Genomic DNA, 14,275 nt, shown 5'->3' on the forward strand with positions numbered 1-14,275 from the left:
ATGATTTGTTTTCTAATTTGCTCTATTTTGAAACAGCCTGTTTTTCAATAATCGAATACATAAAATTAGTATTCACACTATAAAGATAAAATAGCCACAGCTTTAAGTGTGACACAGTGAGCAGTTAATAGTCAAAAGTTTACGAGAATCTACTATAGAAGTAGATAAAGTACCAATTCTCAAACTTAACGATAGACAGAAGAATATTTTATAAACAACTGCTGTCATCCTTATTGGGCCAGAGAGTTAAGTAGTTGCTTTCTACAAACGTTCTTTATAATGAAATTTTCTTTATCCAGGCTATTCATCACCGTATCCTACTCTGTTAGCCTGACTTTATTAATTGCGCTTACATCGGCCGTTTGTTTAGGCCAAAAAGCGAGTGGTAGAAGGTTGATGATGTTTGGACAGTCAACCGGATTGGCTAACGACACTGTTTATCTGGATATTGATCAGGATATCGCCGTTCAACTGCTTCCTTTCGATGAGATGGTGAAAATAGCCATTGCCAACTCTCCGTTGATCAAGTACCAGAACGAAGTTGCGAACTCACTGAATTCGTCGTACCAATCGTCTAAAGTGCAAATACTCCAGAATCTGGGTGGGTATGCCAACTACTCCGGAGGGAATCAATCCATCATCTCATCGGGTACGGCGATAATAAACCGGGACCCTATTGGACAAATTGCGAATGGTTACCGGGTAGGGGTTGATCTGCGGATGTCACTTTATGACCTGTTTGGGCGTAAACACCAGCTCCGGCAGGCGTATTCGAATTACCGGGCGGCTGTTATTCAGAAAGAAACCATTGAGCAGCAGATAAAGCGGGAGCTGATCACACTGTATCAGGATATGAGTACGACGCAGCAGATTCTTAAGCTAAGACTCGTTGATGAGCAGGCTTCGCTGGCAGCCTACCGGATTGCCGAAATAGAAATTCAAAAAGGAAAAATAACGGCTGAACTGCTGGCAAGTGCCACGAGTCGCTACATAGAGACGAAGACCATATCGGAGCAGGTCAAAGGCGAATTTTTGAAGAACGTTCACATTTTCGAAACATTGATGGGGGTCCCCATTCAACGGTTGAAGCGTAATTAATAGAATTGTATGACAGTCGAGGTATTTTTACGGCTTCTAAAACAGCATGTACTCTGGTTTATCCTTATTCCCTGTGTAACGGCGGGAACGGCTTATTTCGTTACGCGGAATGAACCGAAGGTGTATAAATCGCAGGCAACGCTCTACACGGGCCTTGTTTCTCGGTATTCATTGCTGTCGGATAAACAGTCGGGCTTTGTTGATCGGTCGTCCAGCGCGATTGATAACATCCTGACTACGCTCAATTCGAAAGAAACGCTGTTACAGATCGGTGTGAACCTGCTCACCGACCATTTACGGCTTCAGCAACCTGACACGCTAGTGCTTTCTGAGCCTGGCTTTCTGGAACTTCGCCAGTCTATTCCGCCGAGCTGGCAGAACATGTTGCTGATGAACAGCGATTCTGTCAGCATGCATCGCTATATCGACAGCCTGGCCAGAACACCATCGGACAACCCGATCAAGTCGTTACTGATCAAATCGGATTCTCATTATTCCATCCAGCAGATCGGCGAGAAGCTGAAAGCGTCGGCCCGTAGAAATACGAACGACGTATTGACGATGGAGTACGAGGCCAACGATCCAGCGGTAGCCCAGCAAACGCTTGTGTACGCTATCAAAGCGCTCAACCTACGATACGCCAATCTGAAGACCTCGGAAACTAATTCCGTCGTCAATTATTACGAGGATAAGTTACAGAAAGCCAAAGAAACCCTTGATCGGGCGGAAGCTAACCTACGCGCGTTCAACACCGGACATAAGGTATTGAACTATGAAGAAGAGGCTAGTAACGTCGCTACTTCGCGGGAGGAGCTTATCAAAGAGTACAACGACGAGTTAATGCGCAAAGACGCGGCTAAAGCGGCTCTCGATGCGCTCAACCGTCGAATGGGTCAGCAGGGAACGATGAATGCTGCCAATGCCGATCTAAACGAAAAACAGAAAAAACTGACCAACGCTGAAAATAAGCTATCGAATGCCCGTGCTTACGGTCAGCCTAAGCATATAATTACACGATTGCAGGAAGAAGTTGCCAAAGCATCCGACGAACTGAAAGCCAGTGCTCAGAAGTACGACGCGGCCACCAACGCATCGGACGCCATTCCGGCGCAGACGATGGCGAGCGACCGATTGGCAAAATCATTGGAGTACGAAGAGTCAGTTGCTCGTTTGCAGGTTTACAAAAAACGGATGAACGAGTATCAGGCAAAGACCAATGAGTACACGCCTTTAGGCTCGCAGCTTCGCCAGTTACAGCGTGATCTGAGCGTTGCCGAAAAAGAGTACCTCGATCTGTTGCAGCAGGTAGAGCAATCCCAAACCCGCCGTCAGGACATTGCCATCGGCGGAACGCTGGAAATCATGGATGCTCCTGATTACCCGCTGGCTCCGCAGGTGTCCAAACGCATGCAGCTGATTGCCATTGGAGCGGGGGTTGGTATTTTTATCGCTTTGCTCCTGACAGCTCTGCGTTTCTGGCTCGACAACCGGATTCATTCACCCGAGCAGGCCGAGTCGCTGGTCGGTATGCCTGTAACGGCTTTGTTTCCCCACGTCAAGAAACCAAACGTTTTTTCCAAAGCGACGCTGGCTACCCGCAACATGCTGGAACAGCTTTTCAACGCGGTGAACATCGAAATTGCGCAGGCTACGGACAAACCATTCCCACCCATCATTACCCTTTTCAGTATCGGGTCGAAGCAGGGAAAAACCTGGGTAGCCAATGGGCTGAATCAATTGTACTCGGAAGCCGATCAGCAGGTAGCTTACTGCTACCCGCGCGTCACCGGAAAAGAGCAGAAGGAGCGCGTAAACGGCATTACGTTTTTCCCGTATACGATTCGCCCCGATTTTATGAACGTTACGGGCATCGACTACCTGGTTGACTACAGCCACGGCTTCGATGCTACTCAGTTTGATCGGATCGTCCTTGAATTGCCGCCATTAATCAATAATCAGATACCCGTTTACCTGCTTAAGAATAGCGTCTTATCGTTACTGGTTGTTGATGCGAATAGTGCCTGGGCACGCGCAGAGAAACAGTTGCTAAGCCTGTACGTTCGGGTGACAAACCAACCTATTCTGATGGTGCTAAACCGGGTAGAGGATAATTACCTTGACGTTCCCAACCGAGCTGATATCAGACAGCCTACTTCCGGTGCAGAACGGTCATTACTGTCTCAGCGTAATATTTCGTAGTGCTCCGACACGGTGTAAAAGCGTAGAAAAGAAAATACGCTGCTATTAGTGACGTATTTAAGGATTAGATAGCTATAGCTGCTGACTAGCATGGAAAACAAGAGTCGTTTCGCCCCGCAGTTTGTTCATCAACTCGTTGAAAATACGGCTGATACGTATCCCGATGCTGTTGCCTTAATTTTGGGCGATACAAGCGTAATGTATCAGCAGTTAAACGACCAGGCGGATGCTGTATGTGAGGCTATTCTAACGATAGATCCTGGTGCTGAGCTAATCGGCGTGAGTAGTACCCGAAGCCTGGAAATGGTAATCGGGGTACTCGCTGTGCTAAAAGCCGGAAAAGCTTATCTACCTCTTGATCCAGCTTATCCGGAACAGCGTTTGCAGCAAATCTGCTCGGATTCGGGGGTGAGAACCTGTATAACCTTACCACAGGATGCGCCACTCTTCGAACGCTTAGGACTTCGGGTTGTCTCGGATGCGGATAAGAGCACTACGGCTCTGTCGGCTAATCAGGCCAATAGTACGGCTTACGTTCTGTATACTTCAGGATCAACGGGCAAGCCTAAAGGCGTTTGTATGGGTCATGGGCCGCTCCTGAATCTGTTGGCTTGGCAGGCTGACAATTCAGAGGCTACCGTTGGTACACGGACGCTGCAATTAGCCCCCCTGAGTTTTGATGTTTCCTTTCAGGAAATCTTCGCTACGCTAAGTACTGCCGGAACGCTCATGTTGATCGATGAAGCGTTGCGACTGGATTTAAACGCACTGCTGGCATTTATTGACGAGCAATCGATAAACCGGTTGTTTCTGCCGTTTGTGGCGCTTCAATACCTGGCCGAAGTTGCCGTTACTACGCAGCGTTTTCCGAAATCATTGCGTGAAGTGATGACGGCAGGTGAACAGTTGAAGGTTACTCCCCAATTGATCGCTTTCTTTTCGGCACTGCCCGGTTGTGTGTTATTCAACCAGTACGGCCCAACTGAGTGCCACGTCGTAAGCCAGCTAAAACTAGCGGGTAATCCCAGCGAGTGGCCTTCGTTGCCGTCAATTGGTAAAGCTATCGATAACGTCGGTCTGTTCATTGCTGATGAACAACTGACACTACTACCCGACGGTGAGGCTGGCGAACTCCTGATTGCTGGCGACTGCTTGGCCGAAGGTTATCTGCATCAGGCGGAGTTGACGCAAGAAAAATTTGTCGAGCTGGCTATTCCGGAGCAGGGGACAATGCGTATCTACCGCACGGGAGATCTGGCCCGCTACCAACCCGACGGAACGATTGAATTTCTGGGCCGTCGGGACGATCAGGTGAAGATTCGTGGCCATCGCGTCGAGTTAGGTGAGCTGGAAGTTAGTATCAACCAGATTCATGGTGTCAAACAAGCAGTCGTTGTGGCTCGTGAAGCCGTAGGTGGTCAAAAGCAATTGATCGCTTATCTTGTTGCCAGCGCTGAGTCTGTTGATAAGTCGGTTATCCGAAAAGAGCTCGAGCAGCGGTTACCGGAGTACATGATGCCGTCGGCTTTTGTCTGGATGGCGGATTTTCCGAAAACCAGCAGCGGGAAAGTTGACAAGAAGCAACTGCCGATCCCTGAGCGCAAACGCCCTGAACTGGCGGTAGTGTACCGTAAGCCGAAAGCAGGGGTCGAACAGCAAATTGCCAGCATATGGGCCGACTTACTCCAACTGGATAAAGTCGGTCTGGACGATAATTTCTTTGAGCTAGGTGGCAATTCATTGTTGGCTCAGAAACTGGTTGCCGCTTTAAAGCAGGCACAACACACGTTGCCTATAACAAAGCTCTACCAGTACCCGACCGTTGCCGGAGTCACGCACTACCTGCAACCTCGATTTACGGGATCAGTTACCCGTTTAGGGGAAGAAAAAGCGGATCGGCCAGCTAATCAGGCTGATGTAGCTGTGATCGGTATGGCAGGTCGTTTTCCGGGTGCAACGACCATCAATGAGTTTTGGGAAATCTTGAAGCAAGGTCGCGAAACAACGCGATTCTTCACAGATGATGAACTGGATGCTACGATACCGGACAAGCTTAAGAACGATCCGTTGTATGTAAAAGCAAGGGGAGTTATTGACAACGCCGATCAGTTCGATCCACAGTTTTTTGGGTTGCCGCCTACGGTTGCTCAGCTAATGGACCCGCAACAGCGCATTTTTCTGGAGATTGCCTGGGAAGCGCTGGAACAAACCGGCTATTTGCCGCAACGTTACGGGGGGCGTGTTGGGGTATTTGCCGGATGCGGAAACAATACGTATTACCTGAACAACGTGCTGACCAACAAAGAACTGGTCGATCAAATCGGCGCGTTTCAGGTTATGACGCTGAATGAGAAAGATTACATAGCTTCTCGTACGGCTTACCAGTTGAATCTCAAAGGTCCAGCCGTTAGCGTGTATTCGGCTTGCTCTACGTCGCTACTCGCTATAACACAGGCCGTTCAAAGCATTCGTAGCGGGCAGTGCGACGTGGCGCTGGCAGGTGGCGCTACCGTGACCGCGCCAATCTACAGCGGCCATCTTTATCAGGAAGGGGCAATGCTTAGCAAGGATGGGCATTGCCGGTCATTTGATGCGCAGGGGCAGGGAACTGTTTTTAGTGATGGCGCGGGCGTCGTGTTGTTGAAGAACCTGGAAGCAGCACAGCGGGATGGCGACACCGTTTACGCCGTTATCAAAGGAGTTGGCGTCAACAACGACGGCGCTGGTAAAGGCAGTTTTACGGCTCCGAACGCGGAAGGTCAGGCTGGTGCCATTGCAATGGCTTTGACCGATGCCGCTGTTGATCCGGCTACCATTAGCTACGTAGAGGCACACGGAACCGCGACGCCCCTTGGTGATCCGATAGAAATTGATGGCTTGACGATTGCGTTTGGTGAGCAGCCAGAAACGCAGTATTGCGCGATTGGCTCACTCAAGAGCAACATGGGTCACTTGACACAGGCGGCTGGTGTTGCAGGATTGATCAAAGCCGCGCTGGCGCTGCACCATAAGCAAATTCCGGCTTCGCTTAATTTCTCCACGCCTAATCCGGCTATTAACTTTACGGATAGTCCTTTTTTCGTCAACACGAAACTAACGGACTGGACTTTAACGGGTGTTCGTCAGCACAAGCCGCGACGGGCTGGCGTAAGCTCGTTTGGGGTGGGTGGAACCAACGTACACATCGTTCTGGAAGAATTCACGCAGGCTGTACCAGCACCCGCTAGTACAGAGCGACCTGTAGAATTGATTACCTGGTCTGCTAAATCGCCGGTGAGTCGTGACGCTTACGGTAATCGTTTGGCCGGGGAAATTCATCAAAATTCTGAATTAGCATTAGCGGACGTAGCGTTTACGTTACAAACAACGCGACCCGACTTCAATCATCGGCGATTTGCGGTAGCCTCAACCAATACCGAATTAGTCGAAAAACTTTCTTCCACTACGGCCATCTCTTCAACGGCCAAAACGCTCAAAGAGACACCGGGCGAGGTGGTCTTTATGTTTCCAGGGCAGGGAGCGCAGTTTCTCAACATGGGTCGTATGCTGTACGAACATGAGCCTGTATTTCGCCGGGCGGTTGACGAATGTGCTGAGTTGTTGATTACACTTATTGAAGGCGATATTCGGCAGGTAATCTACCCGCAAACTGCGGATTTGGACGCCGAACATCGTCTGAGAAATACGCGCTATACGCAACCCGCCCTGTTCGTTACCGAATATGCGCTGGCTCGACTATGGATGAGTTGGGGTATTGAACCGACTGTATTTTGTGGGCATAGCATTGGCGAGTTTGTGGCCGCTCATCTGGCTGGCGTCTTTTCGCTGTCCGATGCACTGACACTGATTGCTACCCGTGGAAAAATGGTCAGCGAACAACCGCGTGGTAGTATGCTGTCTGTGCGCATGGATGTTGCAACGCTACAGGCCATGATGCCCGCGAGCCTTTCTGTGGCGGCTGTGAATAGTCCGAAACTATGCGTAGTAGCGGGCCCCGATGAACATATAGCCGATTTCGTTCGTCTGCTCGATGATCAGGAAATTATCAATCAACCGCTTGAAACAAGTCACGCGTTCCATTCGTCAATGATGGATCCGGTTGTTGACGAGTTCGAGAAGGTTGTAAAAACCGTTTCGCTGAATCGCCCTCAGAAGCCGCTCGTATCAACCGTCACGGGTACCTGGCTAACCGATGCGCAGGCTACCGACTCGGCTTATTGGGCGAACCACTTACGGGCGACAGTACGCTTCATGGACGCTGTGGCTACCCTGGTTGATCTGGAGAACCCGCTTTTGCTGGAGGTTGGTCCCGGCCACGTTACAGCTACTCTGGCGAGACAGCAAACCGGCAAAAAGTCGATTCCCGTATTGGCGGGTCTGGTCAATCAACCCGATACACTGGTCGCGTATCAGGCTGTTCTGACCACGCTTGGGCAGCTTTATCTAAACGGTTTGCAACCGGACTGGAATGCATTTTACGCAGGACAGCAGCGGAGAAAAGTAAACTTGCCCACCTACATTTTTGATCGAAAACGGTGCTGGGTTGACCCAGCGGTTGAGTTGATGTTGCCTGTAACGCAGCAACACACCCTTTCCGACGCATATCTACCTTATTCACACATGAATCAAATGGCTAAGAGAAAAGACACGTTGATTAGTAAGATCAACGAACTACTAGAAGACGCATCCGGTATTGATATGACCGGGGTGACGCCTGACATGAGTTTTCTTGAAATAGGTCTTGACTCATTACTACTCACGCAGGTTGCGATAACACTGAAGAAAGAGTTTGACCTACCCGTAACCTTTCGGCAGCTGACGAATGAGTATAGCACACCGGAACTGCTGGCTGCCTATCTCGATCAGGCGTTACCGGCTGAAGAAACGCCAACTCCCGTACCACAACCCGTAGCGGCTCCTGCTCAGCCGAGCTATACCCATACCACTCCCGTAACGGCTTCCGTTCAGATACCTCTTTCGGCCAACGATTCGGCACTGGGTCTCATCGCTCAACAGCTTCAGTTGCTGGCGAAACAAGTCGCGCTCATGCAGGGCGATTCACCAGTTCCTGCCATGTCACCGGCTCCGGTACCACAGCCAGTCGTAGCGACCAGTGCGCCAGCAAAAACCGCATCTCTACCCAAAGCTGCTCCGGCAAAACCAGTCCACGTTACTGCGGCTGAACTAACTCCCGAAGAGCAGATTGAGCATAAAAAACCGTTCGGCGCAACGGCTAAAATTGAACGTCAGATTGCTGAATTGACCGATGAACAGCATTTTTTTCTAGATCGACTGACCCGCCGGTACAATCAGAAGACGAAGCAGAGTAAAGCCTTCGCGCAGGAGCACCGTTCGCACATGGCAGACCCACGGGTCGTATCGGGCTTCCGGCCATTGACGAAGGAAATTGTGTATCCGTTGGTCGTGAATCGGTCCAAGGGAAGTCATTTGTGGGACATTGATGGCAATGAGTACATTGACGCCCTCAATGGGTTTGGCTCCAACATGTTTGGCTATCAGCCGGAGATGATCAAGCAAGCCCTGCACGACCAGATCGAAAACGGGTATGAGGTAGGCCCTCAGCACGAACTTGCCGGCGAGGTGAGCCAACTGATTTGCGACCTGACGGGTGCGGATCGGGCTGCTTTGTGCAACACAGGTTCGGAAGCGGTACTAGGGACGATGCGCATTGCGCGCACGGTTACGGGTCGGTCCTTGATCGTTGCGTTTTCGGGATCGTACCACGGTATCGTTGATGAGGTGCTGGTGCGCGGTAGCAAAAAGCTGAAGTCGTTTCCGGCAGCGCCGGGTATTATGCCCGAATCCGTTCAGAATATGCTGATCCTGGATTACGGTACGGAAGAAAGCTTGCAGATTATTCGGGAACGCGCTCACGAATTAGCCGCTGTATTGGTGGAGCCTGTGCAGAGCCGTCGGCCTGAGTTTGTACCCATTGACTTTCTCAAGCAAGTACGTAAAATCACGGCGGCATCGGGAACCGCGCTGATCTTTGATGAAGTAATTACAGGTTTTAGAACGCACCCTGGCGGAGCGCAGGCGCTGTTTGGTATCAAAGCTGACCTGGCTTCGTATGGTAAAGTTGTAGGGGCTGGTTTGCCAATCGGCGTTATCGCGGGTAAGCGAACGTTTATGGATGCGCTTGATGGTGGTTTCTGGCAGTACGGGGACAATTCAGCGCCTGAAGCGGGCGTCACTTATTTCGCGGGAACATTTGTGCGTCACCCACTCGCTTTGGCAGCCGCTAACGCATCGTTGCAATACATGAAAAAGAAGGGGCCATCCTTGCAGGAAGGGCTTACGTTAAAAACAAAGCGGTTAGCCGATGCTTTAAACGGTATTATTGACCGGCAAAGAATTCCACTGGTCGTCGTTCAGTTTGGATCACTGTGGAAAATAAAGTTTAAAGAAGAGGTAGCTTACGGTGAACTGCTTTTCACGCTTATGCGCGAAAAAGGAATCCATATCTGGGACGGATTCCCTTGTTTTCTGACAGAAGCTCATACGGATAAAGAGATAGATACAATCGTTGATCGGTTTTCGAAAAGCGTAAACGAATTGATTGAGGCCGGTTTTCTGGACGCTAAATTGACGCTTACCAGTCGGGTGCAGATGGCCAGTGTAGAAGTTGCTGGCGAAGGCGCTTTTCCTCCCGTTCAGGGAGCACGGTTGGGGCGGGATAAGACCGGAAACCCGGCCTGGTTTGTGCCTAATCCCGAACAACCTGGTAAATATTTACAAGTCAAATTAACCGAGATTTAAATGGTGAGAAGTGATACACAGACCGATATAACGTTTGTTGAAGTTGACTTTGATCCATTTGCCGGTCCTGAGCTGCTACGGTTAGCACCGATTACTGAATCGCAGGAGGAAATCTGGGCCTCCTGTCAGTTGGGCGGTGACGACGCTAATAGAGCCTACAATGAGTCGGTCTCACTTAAGCTACAGGGTTCGTTAGATAAGTCAGCTTTAGAGCGCGCTTTGCTGGCCGTTGTCCAGCAGCACGAAGCGTTACGTTCTGCTTTTAGCGCTGATGGCAGACAGATTTGCGTCTTTCAGGTGTCGCCCATCAAAGCGGACTACATTGATTGTTCAAAGCAGAAGGAGGAAGAGAAAAAGGCAATTGTTTCGTCCTACTTACTACAGGATGCTTTACACGTTTTCGATCTGCTGAATGGCCCTCTGATTAAGGCGGGACTGATTAAATTATCGGATTCAGAACATCAGCTTGTCTTGACAGCGCATCATCTTGTTTGTGATGGCTGGTCGATGGGCATCATTCTACAGGACCTGAGCGCGTTGTATTCCGCTTACGCTCAGAATGTAGCGCCTAAGCTGCCAGAACCTGCATCGTACAGCCGGTACGCAGTTGAGCAGGAGGCATTTGAAAAGAGTAGTCGGTATCGTCAGATCGAGACGTTCTGGATAGACCAGTACAGCCAGACGGTTCCCGTAGTAGACCTACCCACTGATTTTCCAAGACCAGCTTTACGGACGTACAAAAGCAGTCGCCGTGATTATCCGCTGGACGATGGCCTAGTGCTTGCTGTCAAACAAATGGGTATAAAAGCGGGCAGCAGCTTTGTTACTACGTTGGTGGCGGCCTTTGAAGCACTGCTGCACCGCCTGACCGGTCAGCAGGATATTACACTGGGGCTGCCGGCAGCAGGGCAATCGGCTACGGGTAATCTGCGTCTGGTTGGTCACTGCGTAAATCTACTGCCGCTGCGAAGTACCATCCAGGCTGGTCAACGTTTCGATGATTTTCTGCGTCAGCGGAAAGAGGAGGTACTCAACGCTTACGAGCATCAGCAGTTAACGTTCGGTAGCTTACTGAAAAAACTACCGATCAGTCGCGACGCATCACGGGTGCCCTTAGTGCCGGTTATTTTCAACGTAGATATCGGTCTGGACAGCGGGGTTGATTTTTACGGTCTTGAACATCAACTAATTAGCAATGCGCGCGAATTTGAAACGGTTGATTTGTCGGTCAACGTAAGTGGCTCGTCTGCAACGTCATTGACTATAGAATGCTCATACAACACGCAGTTATTCCAGAAAAGTACAATCGACTGGATGATGGCGGAGTTTGTGAGCCTGCTGAAAGCGGTAGTAGCGGACCCATCGATTTGCATTGAACAAATTCCACTAACCAATCAAAGCGACCTGCTGCGGAAACTGGCTAATTGGAACAATACTACCGCTGAGTACCCACGAAACACACCCTTACACGAGCTACTAGCGAAGACTGCGGCTGCCTTTCCTCAAAAAACAGCACTTATCGCAAACGGACATTCGCTGGATTATCAGACGCTGCATCAAAAAGCAGATCAGGCGGCTCGGGCAATGCAGGCGGGCGGACTAAACGTTGGTGATGTCGTGGGCGTAGTGCTGGACCGCTCCCCGGAACTGGTTATTGCTTTGCTAGCCATTCTCAAGGCGGGAGCCGCTTACGTACCTATCGACCCGACCTATCCGCAGGATCGTATTGCTTTTATGCTGAGCGATTCGTCGGCGGGGCTGTTGATTACCTCAAAGAAATACGCTGGACGACTTGAGCATCAGGCTAAAGAAGTACTGATCGACTCGTTGTTGGCTACTTCTGCCGCACCCTCTCACCCCGAAGTTTATACAACTGTTTCGGGTAAGGATCTGGCTTATATTTTATACACGTCTGGTTCGACAGGCCGTCCCAAAGGGGTATTAATTGAACACGAGAATCTGGTTAACCTGCTATACAGTATGATCACGCTGCCTGGTATCACCAGCGATGATGTGCTCCTGGGGGTTACTACAGTATCATTCGATATAGCTGGTCTGGAATTATACCTGCCTTTGTTGGTGGGAGCTACGCTTGTGCTGGCTGACTCTGAGACGGCTAAAGATGGGCGAGCGCTGTTGGACAAACTTGACGAGCCTGTGCGAACGAACGCAGGCCGACCTGATCAGCCAATAACGATCATGCAGGCGACGCCAGTAACCTGGAAGATGATGCTGGCTGCAGGCTGGGAAAAGAAATTACCCTTAAAGGTTTTGTGCTGCGGTGAACCGTTGTCGAAAGATCTGGCCCAAAAGCTTACGGCACGGTGCGATACGCTCTGGAATATGTACGGGCCGACAGAAACGACGATCTATTCGACCGGTAAACAGATTCTGGCTACCGACGAGATTATCACCATTGGCTGGCCGATTAACAACACGCAGGTTTATATTCTCGACGAGCAGCTAAAGCCGCAGCCGGAAGGAATCGTTGGTGAAATATACATCGCCGGTGATGGGGTAGCGCGCGGTTACCTCAACCGGCCTGAATTGACGGAAGAAAAATTCGTTCCGAATCCGTTTGCTGGCTCTAAGCCGGTAAAAATGTACCGCACTGGCGACCTCGGAAAATTCATGGCTAATGGTGAAATACATTGCCTGGGGCGCAGTGATCAACAGATCAAGATTAGAGGCTATCGGGTAGAGCCAGGCGAAGTAGAGCAGGCGTTGCAAGCATTAGATGGCGTTAAAGAAGCGTTAGTCGTTGCCCGTGAAGACCGCCCTGGCGATCAACGGCTGGCTGCTTATTTGGTACTGAAATCGCCAAGTACCGATGAAGCCTTCACGAACCAGGTATTGCTGTGGCGAACGAAGTTGCAGGAGGTTTTGCCTGATTATATGGTACCGTCGGATTTTGTTTATTTGACGGAGTTTCCCGTTACACCAAACGGAAAAATTGACCGAAAGGCACTTCCCAAGCCAAACAGTGCTTTACGGTCGGCGGGCAAAGGCATTACGGAGCCTGTAACAGACACCGAGAAGCTAATCACTGCCATATGGGCTGATACGCTTGGTCGGGAGAAGGTCGGTATTCATGACAATTTCTTTGAGTTGGGTGGTCACTCAATGATCGCGGTACAGGTGATGACACGGCTTGAAAAAGAAACAGGTCGGCGTTTGCCCTTGTCGACACTGATGACGTACCCGACCATCCATAAGCTTGCCCAGCTATTTCAGGAAAACAAGTCCGCTACCAAATGGAAATCCCTGGTCCCTATTAAACCGCAGGGCAGCAAAGTTCCGATCTACATTATTCACGGCATCGGACTAAACCTATTGAATTTCAGTAGCTTCCTGGCTAACATGGACCCCGAACAACCCATCTACGGCTTGCAGGCACGAGGGTTAGACGGTATCGACGAACCACTGGACACGATGGAATCGATTGCCGAATTTTATAATTCGGAAGTCCTGGAGCAGAATCCTACCGGCCCATACGCCATTGCTGGTTACTCGTTTGGAGGCTACGTGGCGCTTGAAATGGCCCGCCAGCTAAAAGCGATGGGTAAAGAAGTGAAGCTGTTGGCGATGCTTGATACAAACGCTCAGGAGTGGGAGGCAAACTACTCGTTGATAAACCGGTGGACCCGTAAGATACGGCGGCAGTTTCCCAAGGTAGTGTGGTTTACCAAATCATTGCTGGTACAGCCCATTCCTACTATTCGCTACCAGCAGCAGTATATTGAGCGGCAGATCAACTCGTTGCTAAAAGTTGTTGGCTTGCGGGAGGAGCCAGAGCCCGAAAAAGGATTCGATCTGCTAAGCCTCATTGTCGAGAAGCACGAGATTGCGTATCAGAACTACAAAATGAAGCCTTACGACGGAGTTGTTGACCTTTTCAAAGCGAAGACCCGGCTTTATTTTGTTGACGATAACAAATTCCTGGGCTGGAAGAAATACGCCTTAAAAGGCGTTCGCGTGCACGAAGTACCAGGTGATCATCAAATGATGCTGTTGCCGCCCAACGACAAGGTATTCGCCCAGGTATTGCAAAAGGCGCTGGATAATGATTAGGTCGGATAAGTAAGTCGGTAGTAAGACTGCCTTCGTGGCTAATGAAGCGAGCGAAGTAATAAAATTCGCTTCTTAAATGTAATTCGAGCCGATTGGCTATAGTATCAGCACCTTGAAACTGATACTA

4 protein-coding genes are annotated in these 14,275 nt (G+C 50.1%); all 4 read left to right on the forward strand.

The window, feature by feature from the left end:
* Nucleotides 1-279: 279 nt before the first annotated feature.
* The 4 genes from LQ777_RS00265 to LQ777_RS00280 all read left to right on the forward strand — a co-directional run bounded on the left by LQ777_RS00265 (nt 280) and on the right by LQ777_RS00280 (nt 14,148).
* Nucleotides 280-1,098, forward strand: coding sequence for a TolC family protein (locus tag LQ777_RS00265; protein ID WP_232560522.1), 819 nt, complete (start codon nt 280-282; stop codon nt 1,096-1,098).
* A 9-nt stretch (nt 1,099-1,107) separates the two neighbouring features.
* A complete protein-coding gene (locus tag LQ777_RS00270; protein WP_232560523.1) occupies nt 1,108-3,297 on the forward strand; it encodes a GumC family protein in 2,190 nt (729 codons plus the stop codon).
* 90 nt (nt 3,298-3,387) lie between these two features.
* On the forward strand, nt 3,388-10,077 hold the full coding sequence (locus tag LQ777_RS00275) for a polyketide synthase (protein ID WP_232560524.1): 6,690 nt from the start codon (nt 3,388-3,390) through the stop codon (nt 10,075-10,077).
* A complete protein-coding gene (locus LQ777_RS00280) occupies nt 10,078-14,148 on the forward strand; it encodes a non-ribosomal peptide synthetase (RefSeq protein WP_232560525.1) in 4,071 nt (1,356 codons plus the stop codon).
* The last annotated feature ends 127 nt before the right edge of the window (nt 14,149-14,275 follow it).

Origin of the sequence: Spirosoma oryzicola (assembly GCF_021233055.1) — a bacterium.
Taxonomy (GTDB): Bacteria; Bacteroidota; Bacteroidia; order Cytophagales; family Spirosomataceae; genus Spirosoma; species Spirosoma oryzicola.